Annotated in this window: 21 protein-coding genes, 1 tRNA gene and 1 pseudogene; 14 read left to right on the top strand and 9 right to left on the bottom strand. The window is 62.1% G+C overall.

The genetic code is table 11. From position 1 onward, the window contains the following. Positions 1 to 196: 196 nt before the first annotated feature. The 7 genes from ihfB to SM763_RS05090 all read left to right on the top strand — a co-directional run bounded on the left by ihfB (position 197) and on the right by SM763_RS05090 (position 4,717). Positions 197 to 481 carry an integration host factor subunit beta gene (gene ihfB, locus SM763_RS05120; protein ID WP_065272335.1) on the top strand — a complete coding sequence of 95 codons (285 nt, stop codon included), beginning with the start codon at positions 197 to 199 and terminating at the stop codon, positions 479 to 481. Beyond that, positions 482 to 832, top strand: coding sequence for a lipopolysaccharide assembly protein LapA domain-containing protein (locus tag SM763_RS05115; RefSeq protein ID WP_065272336.1), 351 nt, complete (start codon positions 482 to 484; stop codon positions 830 to 832). A gap of 4 nt (positions 833 to 836) precedes the next feature. Further along, positions 837 to 1,484, top strand: a complete 648-nt coding sequence (locus tag SM763_RS05110; protein WP_368997861.1) for a phosphoribosylanthranilate isomerase — start codon at positions 837 to 839, stop codon at positions 1,482 to 1,484. 163 nt (positions 1,485 to 1,647) lie between these two features. Continuing rightward, positions 1,648 to 2,907 (top strand): tryptophan synthase subunit beta, encoded by a 1,260-nt coding sequence (trpB, locus tag SM763_RS05105; RefSeq protein WP_065272338.1) that lies wholly within the window; start codon positions 1,648 to 1,650, stop codon positions 2,905 to 2,907. Between the two features lie 224 nt (positions 2,908 to 3,131). Further along, entirely contained in the window at positions 3,132 to 3,497 is a 366-nt protein-coding gene (locus SM763_RS05100; RefSeq protein WP_274831536.1) for a hypothetical protein, read from the top strand. 200 nt (positions 3,498 to 3,697) lie between these two features. Continuing rightward, the gene (locus SM763_RS05095; protein ID WP_368997860.1) at positions 3,698 to 4,186 is read left to right on the top strand and encodes a hypothetical protein; all 489 of its coding nucleotides are present in this window, start codon (positions 3,698 to 3,700) and stop codon (positions 4,184 to 4,186) included. A 99-nt stretch (positions 4,187 to 4,285) separates the two neighbouring features. After that, positions 4,286 to 4,717: a helix-turn-helix transcriptional regulator gene (locus SM763_RS05090; RefSeq protein WP_274844838.1), complete on the top strand. Its 432-nt coding sequence runs from the start codon at positions 4,286 to 4,288 to the stop codon at positions 4,715 to 4,717. A gap of 9 nt (positions 4,718 to 4,726) precedes the next feature. Here SM763_RS05090 and SM763_RS05085 read toward each other — a convergent pair whose 3' ends face one another. The 5 genes from SM763_RS05085 to SM763_RS05065 form a co-directional block, all read right to left on the bottom strand. Further along, positions 4,727 to 5,095, bottom strand: coding sequence for a DUF2237 family protein (locus SM763_RS05085; RefSeq protein WP_368997859.1), 369 nt, complete (start codon positions 5,093 to 5,095; stop codon positions 4,727 to 4,729). A gap of 10 nt (positions 5,096 to 5,105) precedes the next feature. After that, complete coding sequence (locus SM763_RS05080) at positions 5,106 to 6,269, bottom strand: serine hydrolase domain-containing protein (protein WP_368997858.1); 1,164 nt, start codon at positions 6,267 to 6,269, stop codon at positions 5,106 to 5,108. A gap of 73 nt (positions 6,270 to 6,342) precedes the next feature. Further along, positions 6,343 to 7,035, bottom strand: coding sequence for an aminoacyl-tRNA hydrolase (gene pth / locus SM763_RS05075; protein ID WP_368997857.1), 693 nt, complete (start codon positions 7,033 to 7,035; stop codon positions 6,343 to 6,345). 155 nt (positions 7,036 to 7,190) lie between these two features. Then, on the bottom strand, positions 7,191 to 7,817 hold the full coding sequence (locus SM763_RS05070; protein ID WP_274831530.1) for a 50S ribosomal protein L25/general stress protein Ctc: 627 nt from the start codon (positions 7,815 to 7,817) through the stop codon (positions 7,191 to 7,193). A gap of 113 nt (positions 7,818 to 7,930) precedes the next feature. Continuing rightward, a complete protein-coding gene (locus SM763_RS05065) occupies positions 7,931 to 9,097 on the bottom strand; it encodes an alpha-hydroxy acid oxidase (RefSeq protein WP_368997856.1) in 1,167 nt (388 codons plus the stop codon). Positions 9,098 to 9,383: 286 nt separating this feature from the next. Between SM763_RS05065 and SM763_RS05060 the strand changes: the two genes are divergently transcribed. Beyond that, on the top strand, positions 9,384 to 10,622 hold the full coding sequence (locus SM763_RS05060; RefSeq protein ID WP_368997855.1) for an ATP-binding protein: 1,239 nt from the start codon (positions 9,384 to 9,386) through the stop codon (positions 10,620 to 10,622). A gap of 47 nt (positions 10,623 to 10,669) precedes the next feature. Here the strand turns inward: SM763_RS05060 and trpA are convergent, their stop codons facing one another. The 3 genes from trpA to SM763_RS05045 form a co-directional block, all read right to left on the bottom strand. After that, positions 10,670 to 11,461: a tryptophan synthase subunit alpha gene (gene trpA, locus SM763_RS05055; RefSeq protein ID WP_065272348.1), complete on the bottom strand. Its 792-nt coding sequence runs from the start codon at positions 11,459 to 11,461 to the stop codon at positions 10,670 to 10,672. Between the two features lie 95 nt (positions 11,462 to 11,556). Beyond that, positions 11,557 to 11,733: an acyloxyacyl hydrolase gene (locus SM763_RS05050; protein ID WP_368997854.1), complete on the bottom strand. Its 177-nt coding sequence runs from the start codon at positions 11,731 to 11,733 to the stop codon at positions 11,557 to 11,559. A gap of 1 nt (position 11,734) precedes the next feature. After that, a complete protein-coding gene (locus SM763_RS05045) occupies positions 11,735 to 12,049 on the bottom strand; it encodes a hypothetical protein (protein ID WP_368997853.1) in 315 nt (104 codons plus the stop codon). A 211-nt stretch (positions 12,050 to 12,260) separates the two neighbouring features. Here SM763_RS05045 and ychF point away from each other — a divergent pair, with 211 nt between their 5' ends. Together ychF and SM763_RS05035 are read left to right on the top strand one after the other, a co-directional pair. Then, entirely contained in the window at positions 12,261 to 13,358 is a 1,098-nt protein-coding gene (gene ychF, locus SM763_RS05040; protein ID WP_065272349.1) for a redox-regulated ATPase YchF, read from the top strand. 211 nt (positions 13,359 to 13,569) lie between these two features. Further along, a tRNA-Ser gene (locus SM763_RS05035) sits at positions 13,570 to 13,659 on the top strand. Between the two features lie 394 nt (positions 13,660 to 14,053). Here SM763_RS05035 and SM763_RS05030 read toward each other — a convergent pair. Continuing rightward, a complete protein-coding gene (locus tag SM763_RS05030) occupies positions 14,054 to 15,118 on the bottom strand; it encodes a type I restriction enzyme subunit R domain-containing protein (RefSeq protein WP_368997852.1) in 1,065 nt (354 codons plus the stop codon). A 63-nt stretch (positions 15,119 to 15,181) separates the two neighbouring features. Here SM763_RS05030 and SM763_RS05025 point away from each other — a divergent pair. The 4 genes and pseudogenes from SM763_RS05025 to SM763_RS05010 all read left to right on the top strand — a co-directional run. Next, positions 15,182 to 16,729, top strand: a pseudogene (locus tag SM763_RS05025) (phage tail tape measure C-terminal domain-containing protein); the annotation flags it as partial. Then, the gene (locus tag SM763_RS05020) at positions 16,729 to 17,355 is read left to right on the top strand and encodes a phage distal tail protein, Rcc01695 family (protein ID WP_368997851.1); all 627 of its coding nucleotides are present in this window, start codon (positions 16,729 to 16,731) and stop codon (positions 17,353 to 17,355) included. The pseudogene SM763_RS05025 and the gene SM763_RS05020, both read left to right, overlap by 1 nt. After that, positions 17,352 to 18,236 carry a DUF2163 domain-containing protein gene (locus SM763_RS05015; RefSeq protein ID WP_368997850.1) on the top strand — a complete coding sequence of 295 codons (885 nt, stop codon included), beginning with the start codon at positions 17,352 to 17,354 and terminating at the stop codon, positions 18,234 to 18,236. Before SM763_RS05020 ends, SM763_RS05015 begins: the two co-directional genes overlap by 4 nt. Then, positions 18,233 to 18,667 (top strand): NlpC/P60 family protein, encoded by a 435-nt coding sequence (locus tag SM763_RS05010; protein ID WP_368997849.1) that lies wholly within the window; start codon positions 18,233 to 18,235, stop codon positions 18,665 to 18,667. Before SM763_RS05015 ends, SM763_RS05010 begins: the two co-directional genes overlap by 4 nt. Positions 18,668 to 18,674: the final 7 nt, after the last annotated feature.

The following is an 18,674-nucleotide window of genomic DNA, read 5'->3' as shown; positions in this document are numbered from 1 at the left end:
CGGCGGCGCGAAACCGGGCCCGGGCGGCGGCAAACTGCCCTATAGGCAGCAAATGGCTGGTTTTACAAAGCAATTTCGTGCAATCTCCTCAGATTAGGAGGTTGGCGACGCCTGTTTTTGTTCCCGGCGCGCCGATTTTTTCCTATAGTCGGGAACACTCGACAAAGGATTGCGTTGGCTTGGGAGGGCAGAAAGGATGATCCGCTCTGAACTGATTCAGAAGATTGCAGACGAAAACCCGCACCTGTATCAGCGGGACGTCGAAAGGATCGTGAACACGGTATTTGAGGAAGTGACCGATGCGATGGCCCGGGGTGACCGGGTCGAGCTGCGCGGCTTTGGCGCTTTTTCGGTGAAAAAGCGCGATGCGCGGGTTGGTCGCAATCCCCGTACCGGCGAAACGGTCCATGTTGAGGAAAAACATGTGCCGTTCTTCAAGACTGGAAAGCTCTTGAGGGACCGTCTGAACGGAAAGGCTTAAATGCGCTATATTCGGTATGCCATCCTGGCTTCGCTTGGGATCATTCTGGTCTCGGTGAGCCTTGCGAACCGCTCTGTCGTGGAGCTGAAGCTGATGCCGACCGCCCTGGCGGAACTGGTGGGCTGGAACCCGGGCATCGCCCTGCCGCTGTTTGTCGTGGTTCTGGGCGGCGTTGCGGCCGGTCTGGTGATTGGCTTCATCTGGGAATGGCTGCGCGAGCACAAGCACCGCCGCGAGGTCGGAAACCAGACCCGCGAGGTGAAGAAATTGTCCCGCGAAGTGCAGAAGCTGAAAAAACAGAAGCACGAAGGCAAGGACGAAGTTCTGGCATTGCTGGACGACTCGGTCTGATCTGATGGCTGCTGACATCCGGGTAAAGGTCTGCGGCCTCAGCACGCCGCAGGACGTCGATTGCGTGGCGCGCGCGGGCGCGGCCTACGCGGGCTTTGTCTTCTTCGAAAAATCACCACGCAACGTCTCTTATGAAACCGCGGCAACCCTGGCCGCAGCGGCGCCTGTCGGCTTGTGCAAGGTTGCCCTGACGGTCAACGCGGGCGATGCGGAGCTGGATGCGCTGACAGAGGCCGTGCCGCTGGACATGTTGCAGCTGCACGGCAAGGAAACGCCCCAGCGCGTGGCCGAGGTCAAGGCACGCTACGGCCTGCCTGTGATGAAGGCCATCGGGGTGGCTGACGCGGCGGACCTGGCGCAGATTGATATTTACTCCGATGTGGCTGACCAGCTGCTGATCGATGCCAAGCCGCCCAAGGGCGCCGACCTGCCGGGGGGCAACGGGCTTGCCTTTGACTGGCGCCTGCTGGCCGGGCGTAAATACTGGCGCAAGCCTTGGATGCTGGCCGGTGGTCTGACCCCGGAGAACGTCGCCGAAGCGATCCGCATGACTGGTGCCCGTCAGGTCGATGTGTCCTCGGGCGTTGAAAGCGCCCCCGGCATCAAGGATGCGGACCTGATCCGCGTCTTTGTGGAGCACGCAACGGCATAGCCTCAGGTTGGCGAGGGGCTTGCGGCTACCGGAGCCGCGCCCCCGCTCCGTGCCGATCATCCCGGTGACTTTACCGCAGATGGCGCGATTCCTGTCTGGTGTCTCTTTACCCGTCGCCTGCTGCGCTATACTCAGAAGCAGTGCCGCGCAGAGAGGAACAATCATGGCCGAAGATCTTTTCAACAGCTTCATGAACGGGCCCGACGAAAAGGGTCGCTTTGGCATTTTCGGCGGGCGTTTCGTCAGTGAAACGCTGATGCCGCTGATCCTCAGCCTTGAAGAGGAATACGACCGGGCCAAGGACGACCCGACCTTCTGGGCCGAGATGGACGATCTGTGGAAGAACTACGTGGGCCGTCCCAGCCCGCTGTATTTCGCGGAGCGCCTGACCAATCATCTGGGCGGCGCCAAGATCTATATGAAGCGCGACGAGCTGAACCACACCGGCGCCCACAAGGTGAACAACGTGCTGGGTCAGATCCTGCTGGCCCGCCGCATGGGCAAGACCCGGATCATCGCCGAAACCGGTGCCGGTCAGCACGGCGTCGCCACCGCGACTGTCTGCGCCAAGTTCGGCCTGAAATGTGTGGTCTACATGGGCGCGCATGATGTCAAACGTCAGGCCCCGAACGTGTTCCGCATGCGTCTGCTGGGCGCCGAGGTGATTCCGGTGACCTCGGGCCGGGGCACGCTGAAGGATGCGATGAACGATGCGCTGCGCGACTGGGTGACCAACGTGCGCGATACCTTCTACTGCATCGGCACCGTGGCGGGGCCGCACCCCTATCCGGCGATGGTTCGCGATTTCCAGTCCGTGATCGGCAAGGAAGTGCGCTGGCAGCTGGCTGAGCAGGAAGGCGAAGGCCGCCTGCCTGATACGCTGGTTGCAGCCATTGGCGGCGGTTCGAACGCGATGGGTCTGTTCTACCCGTTCCTGGACGACAAGAGCGTTGGCATCATCGGCGTCGAGGCTGGCGGCAAGGGCGTTGACGAGAAGATGCAGCATTGTGCCTCGCTCACCGGCGGTCGCCCGGGCGTGCTGCACGGCAACCGCACTTACCTCTTGCAGGATGACGATGGTCAGATCCTCGAAGGCTTCTCGATCTCTGCGGGTCTGGATTATCCCGGCATCGGCCCGGAGCACGCTTGGCTGCATGACACGGGGCGCGCCGAATATGTGTCGATCACCGACAAGGAAGCGCTGGAGGCGTTCCAGCTGTCCTGCGCGATGGAGGGAATCATCCCGGCGCTGGAGCCGAGCCACGCGCTGGCCCATGTGATGAAGATCGCGCCGACCCTGCCCAAGGACCATATCATCGTGATGAACATGTGCGGTCGCGGCGACAAGGACATCTTCACGGTGGCGCGCCATCTGGGGTTTGACATGTCCGATACCGAAGAGGGGCGCGATCTGGAAGACTGATCCAGATCTCCTGATCTATCTGTAAACACAGGAAAAGAGCTGCCATTTGGCGGCTCTTTTTTCGTTTTCGGGGTCATAAACCCAGGTTTATGCGCCCTAAACCAACCGCAGTCCGGCCGGAATTTAAACCTCTGTCGAATGGTTCTTGCCGGGCCGAGCGGTTCAGTCTGGGTCAAGGCGGCTGAAAACCCACCGCCAACGTGATCAATAAAAGGAAGATCCTGATGAACCGCGTACTTCTGACCAGCACCGCAATCCTCTTGGGCCTTGCAGCGACCACCTATGCCTCTACCGAGACAGGCTCGGGCGAGCAGAACCAGAATTCCTACGAGCACGCCTATCAAAACCAGAACCAGCATCAGAACCAGAACGAGCATGCCTATGCCTATGGGAAGTCCGATGATGCGGGTGAAGACGACCACGGCGAAGGCCATGGAGAGGGCCACGGCGAGGGCGGCGAAGGCCACGGTGAAGGTGGTGAAGGTCACGGTGGCGAGGGCCATGGTGGTGAAGGCCATGGTGGTGAAGGCCACGGCGGCGGTGGCGAAGGCCATGGTGGTGAAGGAAACGGTGGTGAAGGTCACGACTAACCCGACGCGCGTCCCTTAAGCGCACCCAAGGCGCCTGTGGAGCATCCGTCCCAACGCTCCATTTCCCCCCGGCGCCTCACAAGGTTCAACCGCGGTATTTTCTGCCTGATACCGCGGTTGAGCTTTTCTGCCGATCAGTGGCATTGTCCCACAGAGTAACTCATCGCCCCGTTGAAATCACACGAAGGAGGACACAGCCCATGCGCAGCCGGATCGCCGACGTCCTCTTTGTTCTTGTCATGTTGCTGGCCTATCCGGGCGTCGCCTTGGCCGACCCCTTCACGGACAGAATTACCGATCAGCTGCGCCAGCAGGGTTATGGGGAAATCGTGGTGACGCGGACTTTCCTTGGCCGCTACAGGATCGTGGCCACAACCGACCGGACCGAGCGCGAGATCATTGTGAACCCCGGCACAGGTGAGATCCTGCGCGACTATATCGAAGACAAGGATGACGACAGTTCCAGCAGCGGTCTTTTCAGTCTGTTTGATCGCCTTGGTGGCGAAGACGGAGACAGCGACGGGGACGATGGCGGTGAAGACGGGGATGACGGATCTGACGATGGCGGCAACGGCGATGGTCCCGGCGCGGGCGGCCACGGCGGTCATGGGGGTGACGGACAGGGTGGCGAAGGGCAGGGCGGCTCCGGTGAAGGCGGTGATGGCGAAGGCGGGGACGGTGATGACTGATCATGGGCCGGACGCGCCTGTGCTGACCAAACGCAGGGCAGCCGCATGAAGACGGGTTGGTTTCTTCCCGTTCTGGTATTGGTGCAAGGTCTTTGCGCCATGTTTTTCGTTTCCGATATCGCGCTTACGGTGCTGGGGCTGCGGTCCCGTCCGATCAGCTGGCAGACCCGCGAATTGCTGGAAATCGGCGCCGCGCTGGGGCTTGTGCTGGGGGTGGTTCTGGGCTGGATTGCCTACCGGCGCAGCCAGCAACGGGTGCGCGCGGTCGAGGAAAGCCTGCGCCTGATGCAATCGGCTTTCAAGGATCACCTGGAAGAACGGTTCTGCGCTTGGGGTCTGACCCCCGCCGAACGCGATGTGGCGCTGTTTTCCCTCAAAGGGCTCAGCCTTTCGGAAATCGCAGAGCTGCGCCAAACCTCGGACGGCACAGTCAAGGCGCAGAGCAATGCGATCTACCGCAAGGCCGGGGTCAGCGGCCGCACGCAGCTGCTGAGCCTGTTCATCGAGGATCTGATGAGTGACGACGGCTAGGGTCTGCGCTTAGGCACTGTGGGCCTTCAGGACGTCGAATGGCACGATGTCCAGCGCCCGTTGGTGGGTGCCTTTCAGGTTCACTCGCGGCGCACAGCCTTCATCGGCGGCCTGCAGGAACCGGGCGGCGCAGAGGCACCAGCAATCGCCGGGTTTTAGTCCCTTGAACTGGAATTCGGGTCGTGGCGTGCTGAGGTCATTTCCCACATATTTCGAATAAGCAAGGAACTCTGCCGTCATCACCGCGCAGACGGTGTGGCTGCCCTGATCCGCCGCGCAGGTGTTGCACGCGCCGTCGCGGAAAAAGCCGGTCATCGGATCGGTGGAGCAGGGCTCAAGCGCCTCTCCCAGAACGTTGATGCTGTCGTCTTTTTCCATGCGGGCCTCCCTATAGTGCGCGGGCGATCTGTCGAAACATTTCGATATTAGCGCGGTTTACGCCCTTGTCGCGGAATTTTCTGTCTGCTGCCGTGCTGACGATCACCACGTCCCGGTCCTGGTCGATATAGATGTATTGGCCGTAGACACCGCGGGCGAGAAATTCACCGTCATGGGCGCCGATGGGCACCCACCATTGATAGCCATATCCGATCTTACCCTCCTTGGTCGGAGCTGAGGGGCGGGTCGAGGCGGCGATCCAGTCGGCAGGCACGATCTGCTGTCCGTTGTACCGGCCGTCCTGTTCTATCAACAGACCGAACCGGGCATAATCGCGGGTGGTGATATTGAGCCCGCCCAGCACAAAGGCCACGCCGTCGCCATCGGTCACGTAATAGGGTGCCTGTTCCAGCCCCAGCGGGGTGATGATCTTTTCCGACAGGAGGTCCGGAATGCTGCGCCCGGTGGCGCCCCGGATCACCATGCCGATCACATGGGTGTCAATCGACACATATTGCCAGGTGCCGCCCGGAGCGGCGAAGCTGTCCTTCAAATCGGCAGCGAACTGGTCCAGCGCCCCGCCCAATGCGATCTCGCGGCCCATGCGGTTAATGTCGGAATCATAATCCAGGTAATCCTCGTCAAAGGTGACGCCGCTGGCCATGTTGAGAACGTTACGGATGCTGGCGCCGTCATAGGCGCTGCCTTTCAGCAGCGGCGCGTATGTGGTGACCGGATCGTCGAGAGAGGCAATCGCGCCTTCCTCCAGCAGGATCCCGAACAGCGCCGAAAGATAGCTTTTTGCCACCGACCAGGAAATCCGCCGGTCCGCCTCTTCGGTGCCAAGGTGATAGCTTTCGTGGCGGATCTTCCCGTCCTTTAGCACCAGAAGAGAGGTCACGGCGCGGGCATCGATCCAGTCGTCCGCTCCGGCGGGCAGGGTCATCGCCTCTGCTGTGGCAAGGGGTACGACGGGTCCGCCGCCGCGCGACACCGACCGGGTCAGAAAGGCGCCCTCCATGTTAGAGAAATTTGCCACGATCCTGTCTTCGGCAAACAGCGAATTCACCGCCCAAAGGCGCATAATCTCGTCCCGTTTCCACAGGCCTGCCGCCAGCAGGACAACGGCTGCAATGGCCAGGACGCGCCCGGCTATCCGCATGAGTTTGCGCATGTCTTTCCTCCCCTTTACGGTCAGCCTAGCCGCCGGGGTGAGCCCGCGCAAAGCGGACGCAACGGAAAGCAGCCTACTTGAACTTGTCCACCAGACGCTCAAGCGGAGAGCGGTTGTCCTGTGTCTTGGGGGCTTTGTCCGCCTGCTTTTCCGCCTTGGCCTGCTTCTCCTGCCCCTTGGGCGAAGTGGAGCTGCGTGGCGGCGCGGTGCGCAGGGCAACCGCATTCATGAATTTGCCGCCGTCCCCTTTGGCCAGCGATGCTGCGCCGTCGGAAATGCCGCGCATTAGATCGTCGAGCCAGTCTTCGTCCGCCTTGGGGAAATCGCGTAGCACATAACCTGCCACGGCGTCCTTATGGCCGGGATGACCAATGCCCAGACGCACGCGGGCGTAGTCTGCGCCGATATGGGCGTGGATCGAGCGCAGCCCGTTGTGGCCCGCGTGGCCACCGCCCTGTTTGACGCGCGCCTTGCCGGGAGCCAGGTCCAGTTCGTCATGCAGCACGGTGACATCCGCTGGTGTCAGCTTGTAGAATCGCATGGTTTCCCCGACGGACTGGCCGGAATTGTTCATGAAGGTCTGCGGCTTCAGCAGCAGCACCTTCTCACCGCCCAGCGTGCCTTCGCAGATCTGTCCCTGGAATTTCGACTTCCAGGGGGAAAACCCGTGGTCTTCGGCGATCCGGTCCAGCGCCATGAAGCCGATATTGTGCCGGTTTCTTTCGAATTTGGCGCCGGGGTTCCCCAGTCCGACAAAGAGTTTCATGGGCTCTCTCGCTGTTTGCAGATCTCTGCCTGATACATGCCTGCTGCGCGCCGGGAAATCCAGTGCCGGGGCCCGTCGACGGTTTTCGGTGTGGCAAAAGAAAACGGAGCCCGAAAAGGGCTCCGTTCCTTGATCCTGCCAATGTGGCGTAGATCTTATTCTTCTGCGGCTTCTTCCGCTTCGCCTTCTTCCTCGTCGTCCGAGGCAGCCAGACCAGCAGGTGCTGCGATGTTCGCAATCACGAAGTCGCGGTCGATGGTCGGCTTGGTGCCGTTCGGAAGGTCAATCGACGAGATGGTGACGGTGTCACCGATCTGCAGCTCGGAGATGTCCACGACGAGCTTTTCCGGAATGTCGCCAGCGGTCACGACCAGTTCCACCTCGGGGCGGACGACGGACAGCATGCCGCCTTTTTTGATGCCGGGTGCAACCTCTTCACCGACGAACTCAACCGGGATGAACAGGTTGATCTTGGTGGTGCGGCGCAGGCGCATCAGGTCAAAGTGAGTCGGCAGGTCCTTGACCACGTCACGCTGGACGTCGCGGCAGATGACGCGGACGTCTTCCTGACCTTCAACCTTCAGGTTCCACAGAGTGGACTTGAAGCGACCGGCTTTCAGCTTTTTGAACAGCTCGTTAAAGGGGATCTGGATCGCAATGGGATCAACGTCACCACCAAAAACAACACCAGGAACCATGCCAGCGCGACGCGCTGCGCGAGCGGCGCCCTTGCCCGTCCCCGCACGTTCCTGGCAAACGAGATCAGGAATCTCTCCAGCCATTTTAATTCTCCAATATGTTAGGGCGGGATGCCTCCAAGGCTGTCACCCCGCGTGAAGCCGCGCGTATAGCGGAGAATCCCCGCAATGCAAAGCTTAAAAATCGCTGCCGGAGATCAGTCCTGCCAGCGTCCTTCGAACCCTTCGGGGACCAGCAGGTTATGACGGCCAAGATCCGCCACGTTGCGCTCGCCGCACAGGGCCATTGTGGTGTCCAGCTCTTTCTGGATGACTTCCAGAGCAGTGGTCACACCCTTCTGCCCCATGGCACCCAGACCATAGACAAAGGCGCGGCCGATCATGGTGCCCTTGGCCCCCAGCGCCAGCGCCTTCAGGACGTCCTGCCCCGAGCGGATGCCGCTGTCCAGATGCACTTCGACCTGATCACCGACAGCATCCATGATCTGCGGCAGCATCCGGATCGAGCTGAGCGCCCCGTCCAACTGGCGCCCGCCGTGGTTTGAGACAGTGATGGCATCGGCGCCGACCTTGGCGGCCATCTTGGCGTCCTCGGCGTCCAGGATCCCCTTCAGGATCACCTTGCCGCCCCACATTTCCTTCAGCTTTTCGATCTTGCCCCAGTCGAGCGAGGGGTCGAATTGCTCGGCCGTCCAGGCGCCCAACGAAGACGCGTCGGAAATGCCTTCGACGTGGCCGACGATATTGCCGAACTCGCGGCGCTTGGCGCCCAGCATTTCGATGCCCCAAGCCCATTTCGTCATCAGGTTGGCGATGGTCTTGGGTGTCAGTTTCGGTGGTGCGGAAAGACCGTTTTTCAGGTCCTTGTGGCGCTGCCCAAGGATCTGAAGGTCCAGCGTGATCACCAGCGCCGAACATTTGGCCGCCTTGGCACGTTCGATCAGGCGGCGCACGTAATCCTCGTCTTTCATGGTGTAAAGCTGGAACCAGAAGGGTTTGTTTGTCGCCTCCGCCACGTCCTCGATCGAGTTGATCGACATGGTCGAGAGGGTAAAGGGCACACCAAAGGCCTCAGCGGCGCGGGCGGCTTTGATTTCACCATCGGCATGCTGCATGCCGGTCAGGCCGACGGGCGCCAGTGCCACGGGCATCGCAACGTCCTGGCCGATCATCTGGCTGGCGGTGGAGCGGCCGGACATATCAACGGCCACGCGCTGGCGCAGGCGGATCTGTTCAAAATCCGAGGTGTTTTCGCGGAACGTCTGCTCGGTCCAGCTGCCACTTTCGGCATAATCGTAAAACATCCGGGGAACGCGGCGTTCGTAGATGCGCTTCAGGTCGTTAATATTGGTGATAACAGGCACCGGTTCGTCCTCGCCCTAGTGGTGGTCAGGAATGTTTACCAATTCTGTTCCATTGGCGCAATGATGGCCTGCGCAAATTGTCTGTCGGTAAAATTTTACGGTATATTTATTGTAGAAAACCTATAGGTTTCAAAACAAGACGTCGAAATCTTGCAGGGTAGCCGTATTTCTGGCGCCATTTGAGGCCGGCTCAGGGCGGTGTCTGTATGGGTTTGGGCGATTATTGAAACGCACGAACCGATTGAGGCATGTCATTTCGACAGTGAACCGCAATTCCGAACCCAGGTTGCCCGCAACAGCAACAACTGCCGATCTGCGCCTTGCACTTGAGCAGGAACGGGCCGCTCGGCAGGAGGCCGAAGCGGCCAACCAGGCCAAGTCGGCCTTTCTGGCGGTGATGAGCCATGAAATCAGGACGCCGTTGAACGGCGTTCTGGGCATGGCCGAGGTTCTCGCGGACAGCGGCATGCGCGAGGATCAGAAACAGGCGCTGGAGACCATCGCTGACAGCGGCAATCTGTTGCTGACCATCGTCAATGACATTCTGGATCTCTCCAAGGTCGAAGCGGGTAAGCTTGAACTGGAGATGATGCCAACCTGCGTGAATGAGGTATTTCATTCCCTCTGCCGCCAGTTTCGCCCCCGGGTCGAAGCAAAGGGCCTGTCCTTTACCAGCGTGCTGAGCGGGCTGATGGCCCGCAAAGAGGTCTGGGCTGATCTGGATCCGACGCGGCTTACTCAGGTATTGGGCAATCTTCTGGCCAATGCGCTGAAGTTCACTTCCGAAGGGGCCGTAACCTTTACCGTGCATGCGCGGGAGGTAACAAACGGCTGCGTGGCGCTGGATTTCAGGATCCGCGATACCGGCAGTGGCATCCACGCGGCGCAGCACAAGAAACTGTTCAGTCCCTTTGCTCAGGCCGAGGTCAGCGTGAACCGGCTGCATGGCGGGACCGGACTGGGTCTGGTGGTGGCGCAGCAGATCTGCCGGGAAATGGGCGGCGGGATCGATTTCACCAGTGCAGCCGGGGAGGGCAGCGAATTCCATGTCTCACTGGTGTTGCAAAGCACCGAACCCATTGCGGAGGATCCGGCGCAGGGCGAACTGGACTGGAGCAATGAGGTGTTGCAGCGTCACCGCTGGCGGGTGCTGGCGGCTGAGGACAATCTGACCAATCAACTGGTCCTGCGCCACCTGCTGAAGGAGTTCGATCTGGATCTGACCATTCTGCCGGATGGGGCCGAGCTCTGTGCGCTTTGGCGGGCGGGTGGCGCCGACCTGATCCTGATGGACGTGAACATGCCCGTTATGGACGGTGTTGCCGCAACCCGTGAGATCCGCCGCGCCGAACGTGAAGAGGGTCGTGCGCCGGTGCCGATCATTGCCATTTCGGCCAATGCGATGGCGCATCAGATCGAGGGCTATCTGGCGCAGGGCATGACGGCGCATGTGGCCAAACCAACCCGCAAATCCGACCTTGTTGCGGCAATGGCGCGCGCGCTTGCCGGGAGCAGCCTACCCTGACCCACCTGATCCGCAGCGCGGATCAGGTTGTTGTTCTGAAGGAGGCGTCAGGCGGCGTGGGCGCCATCCGACAGGGATTTCACAAAGGCCAGAACCTCTTCCACCGGTTTTCCGGCGGCTATCTGGCTGACGATGGCGCTGCCGACTACGGCACCGTCTGAAATCGACGCGATGTTGCGCGCCTTTTCCGGGGTATTGATGCCAAAGCCCACGATCACCGGCAGGTCGGTGGCGGCCTTGATGCGCGCCACTTCCGGTCCAACATCGCCTGCTTCGGCCTCGGCGGCGCCGGTGATGCCGGTGATGGAGACGTAATAGACAAAGCCCGAGGTGTTCTGCAGCACCCGCGGCAGGCGTTTGTCATCGGTGGTGGGCGTCGCAAGGCGAATGAAGTTCAGCCCGGCCGCTTGGGCGGGAATGCACAGCTCATCGTCTTCTTCCGGGGGCAGGTCGACCACGATCAGCCCGTCGATCCCGGCGGCCTTGGCGTCGGTCAGAAATTTATCGACGCCGCGGTTATAGATCGGGTTGTAATAGCCCATCAGCACGATCGGCGTGGTGTCGTCACCTTTGCGGAATTCCGCGGCCAGCTGCAGGGTACGTTCCAGGGTCATCCCGGCGTCCAGCGCCCGCTGCCCGGCCAACTGAATGGTGGGCCCATCCGCCATCGGATCGGTAAAGGGCAGGCCCAGTTCGATAATGTCGACCCCGGCGGCAGGCAGTCCCTTGACCACCTCCAGCGCGGTGTCGAAATCCGGATCTCCGGCCATGACATAGGAGACGAAAGCTTTCTTTCCGGCGGCCGAAAGCTCGGCGAATTTGGCGTCAATGCGGGTCATGATCGGGCCTTGTTTGTGATGTCCGCTCTGGTGTGCCGAATGTTCTGCCGGAAATCAATCCCAAGCCACATCAACCCTGCAGCACATGCCCCGGATCACAGCGGAAAATGCCAGCGCAGATGCAGGGAATTTACGCCGGGATTGATATCGGCGGTCGAAGCATTGGATTTATGCGACAGGGACAGCGACAGGGCGGTTCCGTTGGCAAAGCTGCGTCCGACGCCTGCCATGCTGCGGATCTCGAAGGTTGACCCCAGATCGTTCAGTGCCACGCTATTCGAAATAGGCGCCCGGCAGGACACTGGCCTCGATGAACCAGGATTGGCCCAGATCCCATTTGCCCGCCACACCGGCGCCGATGAAGAGGTCTCCGGTCTCCTGCACGTCCAGGGCAGCACCGAAACGGGCGGAAAAGATGCCCTTTTCGTAAAACGCGTTGTGCCGGTAATCCAGCGACACAAGTGCGCTGTTTTCCGAACCGGGCCGGGAGAATTCGGAGTATCCGATCCCGACAGATAGTTCGCGGTCCTGCGCGGCGGCAGCGCCTGCGGACAAAAGGACGGCGGTCAGGGCAGCAATGTATTTCATCGTCTCACTCAGCATCAGGAGAATTGGGTGACCGGGACATGGGTATTGAAGTCCGTTTGCAACAGGAAAATCAAGACAATGATAGCGGCCGTGATATGGCGTGAACGGGGCGGCCGGGGCAGATGACAATGGTTGCTGCGGGGCCATGACCGCTTGCGCCACCGCCCAATGCTGCCTAGAAGCGGCTCCCAAGTGGCATCAGGAGGCCGGTATGGGCTTTAAAATGGGAATCGTCGGTCTGCCCAATGTTGGTAAGTCGACATTGTTCAACGCATTGACGAAAACAGCCTCGGCGCAGGCAGCGAATTTTCCGTTCTGCACGATCGAGCCGAATGTGGGTGAGGTCGGGGTGCCCGATGCGCGCCTTGATAAACTGGCAGCCGTCGCGGGATCGAAACAGATCATCCCGACACGGATGACATTCGTGGACATCGCCGGCCTCGTCAAAGGCGCCTCCAAGGGCGAAGGGCTGGGCAACCAATTCCTGGCCAATATCCGCGAAGTGGACGCCATCGCCCATGTGCTGCGCTGTTTCGAAGACGGCGATGTGACCCACGTCGAAGGGCGCGTCGATCCGGTGGCCGATGCTGAAACCATCGAAACCGAACTGATGCTGGCCGACCTGGAAAGCATCGAGAAACGCCGTGCGGGCCTCGTGCGCAAGCTGAAGGGCAATGACAAGGAGGCCCAGCAGCAGGATCGCCTTCTGGCCGACGCCCAGGCGATGCTGGAAGAGGGCAAACCCGCGCGCCTCGTCGAGGTTGACGCCGAAGATGCCAAGGCTTGGCGGATGCTGCAGCTGCTGACCACCAAACCGGTGCTTTATGTCTGCAATGTCGGCGAATCCGAATCCGTTGAAGGCAACGAATACTCTGCCAAAGTGGCAGAAATGGCAGCGGCACAGGGCAATGCCCATGTGATTATCTCGGCTCAGATCGAAGAGGAGATCAGCCAGCTGGATCCTGAAGAGGCAGAGATGTTCCTTGAGGAAATGGGCCTCAGCGAAGCCGGGCTCGACCGGCTGATCCGCGCGGGCTACGAGCTGCTGCATCTGGAAACCTATTTCACCGTCGGCCCCAAAGAGGCCCGCGCCTGGACCATCCGCGCGGGCACCTCGGCACCGCAGGCCGCAGGCGTCATCCACGGCGATTTCGAAAAAGGTTTCATCCGGGCGGAAACCATCGCCTATGAGGATTTCATCGCCAACAATGGCGAACAGGGCGCCAAGGAAGCCGGCAAGATGCGCGCCGAGGGCAAGGCCTATATCGTCAAGGATGGCGACGTGCTGCATTTCCTGTTCAACACCTGAACACTCGGTATGCCCACGAAGATCGCAGCGCCCGTCAGGACCCCTGGCGGGCGTTTTTCTGTGCACCTTTCCTGACTGGCGTCTCAACCGTGGGCGGGGAGAAGCCATGAAAAACAGCGATTTCAAGGGGTTCTTGGATTTTCCAAGAAAATGCCCGTCGTTTCAAGAATGCCCTTGTATATCCGATAGTTGCTGGGCTATACGCGTCGACGGAGACGTGGCCGAGTGGTCGAAGGCGCTCCCCTGCTAAGGGAGTAGGCCCGGAAGGGTCTCGAGGGTTCGAATCCCTTCGTCTCCGCCACCTGCCCCCGCGAAAGCGTTCTCCCGATCCGGCTGCGGCCGGATTTTTCCGTTGGTTCGGAGGGTTATGCGGGAGGGGCTGAGCACTGGCCTCTGCGCCAGGTGGCTCGGAAGCGGTCTCTCAGGGCCGATATTCTCCGGACCTGATGACTGCGCCGATTTGGTGAATAGCTTGCAAGTATCTGACAATGAATTGGTTTTTCATAGGCGCAGCTGGACACTTCGATGCAAGTGGCGTTCTCAAGAACGGACCCAAATCCAACGAGGCATCGTCTAGAAAGCCGCTCTAGACTTGGGTCGCCTCTTGGCCTGATGCGCCGCCTGCTTCTCTCTCCTTCTGCCATTCGTCAGCATCGAGGTCTCTCACCCGGTTCAGAAACACTTTGTGGAAATCGTTAACCTTGGCGGCCAACCATTCGTGCTTCCAGACGCTCGGCTAGTGCCTTGTACTGGGGATTTCCGGTGTGTTTGCGCAACCGCCCCGTCAGCTTGACGGAGATTTCTTTGGCTTTCTTCTCGGGGTCCGGGTTGCCGAGAACAGCCTCGAGCAGCTCCGCGTCCATCACCAGGGTGTCGAGATCGTCTCGCACGGCGTCGACGTGGACATTTTCGTGGATCAGCTCGATCGTCTTCGCGCCCAGGCGGTGCCAGAGCAGCCGCCCAGTGCCCGTTGACGGCTTGAGCGACTCGTAGACCTGCGCCAGCCAGCGGTAATCCTTCTCATGGGGCGTCAGCACCGGGTCCGGCGATAGCGCCTCCCAGATGCGGCTCAGTACACTGAAATCCGATGCGAAGGCGTCACGTCGCTCGTCGTTCGGCAGGCAATCCTGTGCGGCGATCAAGCCCTCGTAGCCGGTTAGTGTTCGGTCCACCCCGGCAAAGTACTCGAGGCACTTCTGGATCGCGGACGGCAGCATCGCGGCCAGTTCGGCGATGTTGGACACGGCCTTCTGAACGCCCTTCTCGTCGAACTTCAGCGCCTGCGCGACGTCGTCGAAGATCCCGAGGTAATCGACGATCAGCCCGTGGGTCTTCTGCACGCCATAGGGCCGGTTCGTCCGGCAGATCGCCTGGAGCAGCGTGTGGTCGCGCAACGGCTTGTCCAGGTACATCGTCTGCAGAATCGGGGCGTCGAAGCCGGTCAGCAGCTTCGACGTTACGATGATAATTTTCAACGGGTCCTTCGGGTCACGGAACCGGTCCAGCAGCTTCTCTTCGGCATCCCTGTCGCGCCGGTAGGCGGCATACTCATCCTCGCCGCTGTTGACCGACATGACGATGTCGGAGGTCTCTGGTGGCAGGTGCTTGTCGAGTTCCAGCTTGTAAAGAAGACAGCTCTCACGGTCGAAGGTGACCACCTGAGCCCCGAAACCGTTCGGTTGGACCTTCGTCTGGAAGTGCTGCGCGATGTCGGCGCAGATCGCCCGGATCCGCTCGGGGGCCTTCACGAGGATCGACATCTTGGCGGCGGCGCGGCCGAGCTTGTCTTTGTCCTCGTCCGTCAGACCATCTGTCAGTTCGGCATCGCGGGACGCTGGGTGGCCGGGATGGCGGTTGCCGCGCTCTCGGTCCGGGGCTTGGCCACCGCGCTCGTCGTCCTGCGCGGGGCGCTGATCCGCACCGGCATCGGCGCGTTGATCGTCGGCGCGGGCGAGCTCGTCTACCAGTTCACCCGCCTGGTCTCCGGCGCGGGCGGCTTTGGTGAGGCCATGTCACTCCTGAAGGATCTCGCGGTCGAGGTCTGGGAGCGGATCCGCATGGGCGCCGCTGCGGCTGGTGCAGCCGCCACGGCGATGTTCTTCGACCTTAAGGCCGATGCGGCGTCGGGTATGCAGAGCGCCATCGAGAGCGTCGTCGGTTTCGGGAACACGGCGGCGAACACCTTCGAGGGAGCCTACGAGGCGATCAAGGCGATCTGGGGTCTGCTACCCGCCGCCATCGGCGATCTGGCGTTCCAAGCGGCGAACAGTCTGATCGACGGTGTCGAGGCAATGCTGAACGGCGTCGTCTCGCGGATCAACACATTCATCGGTGGGATCAACCAGGGGCTGGAGGCACTCGGGTCTGAGCGGCGCATCTCGATCATCCCCGATCTCGAGCTGGGCCAGATAGAGAACCGCTTTGAGGGCGCAGCAACTGCCGCGACCACCGCCGCACAGACTGCCTTCGACCGCGCTTTTGAGGATAACCCGCTTTCCGCGCCCGATCTCGGGCTCACCGCGGCGGCCAATACCGCCCTCGCAACAGCCAACACCTATCGCGGTGCGGCGCGGGATCTGGCCGAGGGCGCGCGTGCGCCCCTCGCCAGCTGGCAGGCCCTGCATGATGCGGTGCGGGGCAGCAATGAGGGTGGTGCAGACGCGCTGACCGAGGCGACCGACGCGGCAGACCGATATGAGACCGCCCTTGGCGATGCCGGACAAGCAGCCACAGGTGCAGGCGCAGCGGCCGGGGCTGCAGCGGCCGCCGCCGAACCAAATACCGAAGCCGCAGTTTCCGGCTGGCAGGCAGTCACTGCAGCGCTCAGCGACTATGCCAGCAAGGCGCGGGAGATTGGCGGGGACATCGGTCAAAGCCTCGTCAGCGCGTTCCAATCGGCCGAGAATGCAGTGGCTACGTTCGTGAAAACCGGCAAGCTGGATTTCCGCGATCTCGTCACCTCGCTACTGGCCGATCTCGCGAAGCTGGCGGCGCGTCGGTTCATCCTGGGGCCGATCGCCAATGCGCTTTCCGGCGCGCTCGGCGGTGCGGGTGGTATCTTCGCGAACATCCTGCATGCGGGCGGCATGGTTGGATCGGGCGGGCCTTCGCGCATGGTCCCGGCGATGGCCTTTGCGGCTGCGCCCCGGATGCATTCCGGCGGTGTGGCGGGGCTGCGCCACGATGAAGTCCCCGCGATCCTGCAGCGCGGCGAGCGCGTGCTGTCGCGGCGCGAGGCGCAGTCCTACGGAGCAGGCGGCGGCGTCAACGTCACCATCATGGCCCGCGATGCCGAGAGCTTCCGGCAGTCGCGCACGCAGGTCGCAGCCGACATCGCCCGCGCGGTGTCGCTCGGGCAGAGGGGCATGTGATGGCGTTTCACGAAGTCCGGTTTCCCGACAACATCAGCCGGGGTGCCCGTGGCGGACCCGAAAGGCGCACACAGATCGTCGAGCTCGCCTCGGGCGACGAGGAGCGCAACGCCAGCTGGGCCAACTCGCGCCGCCGCTATGATGTCGCCTACGGCATCCGCCGCGCGGACGATCTGGCGGCGGTCGTCGCCTTCTTCGAGGCGCGAAACGGACGCCTGTATGGTTTCCGTTTCAAGGATTGGGGCGACCACAAGTCCTGCCTGCCTTCGGGCACGCCATCGCCAACCGACCAGATGATCGGGACCGGCGACGGAGCGACGACCGTTTTCCAGCTGGTCAAACGCTACGCCTCGGGCAGCCAGACCTGGACCCGGACGATCACCAAACCGGTGGCGGGCATGGTGCGCATTGCCCTCGATGGCGCGGAGCAACCCGCCGGCTGGTCTGTCGACGCGACCACCGGCGTCGTGACCTTCGACAGCGTGCCTGCGGACGGCGTCGCGATCACCGCGGGCTTCGAGTTCGATGTGCCCGTCCGCTTCGACACCGACGCGCTCGACGTGACGCTCGACCTCGAGCGCCTCGGCTCGATCACATCCATTCCGCTTCTGGAACTGCGCCGATGAAGACCCTCGATCCCGACCTGCTGGCCCATCTCGAAGAGGGCACGACGACGCTCGCCTGGTGCTGGCGGATTGCCCGCGCGGATAGCGTAATCTTCGGCTTCACCGACCACGACCTGACGCTGAGCTTCGACGGCACCAACTTCGAGCCAGAGAGCGGTCTGACGGCGTCAGAAGTCCGCTCTGGCTCGGACCTCTCGGTCGATGCGCAGGACGCCGAGGGCGTGCTGACCTCCGACCGGATCACCGAGACCGACATCCTCGATGGCCGCTGGGACAATGCCGAGGTCGAGGTCTGGCGCGTGAACTGGGCTGACACCGGCCAGCGCGTGCTGATGCGGCGCGGTGCCATCGGCCAGATCCGGCGCGGGCGGCTGGCCTTCGTGACCGAAGTGCGCAGCCTCGCGCATGTGCTGGGCCAGACAGTCGGGCGGACGTTTCAGGCGACTTGCGATGCCGCGCTGGGGGACGCGCGCTGCGGGGTCGACCTGGAGGACCCGGCCTTCAATGGGACGGGCGCGGTGATCGATCTCCTGCGCGACCGGGCCTTCACCGCCTCGGGCCTCCGCGGGTTCGCCTCCGGTTGGTTCACCTTCGGCACGCTGGACTGGACGAGCGGCGCGAACGCGGGGAGGCGCACCGAGGTGCTGGGCCACGACGTGACTGATGGCATCGCTGTGCTGACCCTGCTCGAGGCGCCGGTGCGAGCGATCACCGAGGGTGATGATTTCACCATCCGTGCGGGCTGCGACAAACGCATCGAAACCTGCGGGGCCAAGTTCGCAAACACCGCCAACTTCCGCGGCTTCCCGCACATCCCCGGCCAGGACACGATCCTGCGCTACGCGACTAAGGACGGTGGCCACGAAGGAGGTGTGCTGTGACGCAGGCCGAACCAGACAGGGTTATCGCCATTGCGCGGGCTTGGCTGGGTACGCCGTACCACGACCAGGCGAGCCTCAAGGGCGTCGGCTGCGACTGTCTCGGGCTTGCCCGGGGCGTCTGGCGCGAGGTCGTCGGCCCCGAGCCGTTCCCGATCCCGCCCTACAGCAGGGACTGGGGCGAGACGGGCCCGCGTGAGGTTCTGGCCGAAGGCGCGCGCGCCATGATGATCGAGGTGAAAACGGAAGCTGCCGGTTCCGGTGCGCTGGTCCTTCTCCGCATGAAGCCCCGCGCGATCGCCAAGCATGTCGGGATCCTGACCGGCCCCGCCACCTTCCTCCACGCCTACGAGCGGCTCGGCGTGATCGAGGAACCGCTCACGCAATCCTGGCGGCGGCGCATCGCCTTCGCCTTCCTGTTCCCGCAACGCTGAGATCATC

It is taken from the genome of Pseudophaeobacter sp. C1-32P7, from assembly GCF_041008775.1.
In the GTDB taxonomy this organism is placed as follows: Bacteria; Pseudomonadota; Alphaproteobacteria; order Rhodobacterales; family Rhodobacteraceae; genus Phycobacter; species Phycobacter gallaeciensis_A.
The sequence above is the reverse complement of the archived record's forward strand: the minus strand, read 5'-3'. Positions and strand labels throughout refer to the sequence as shown.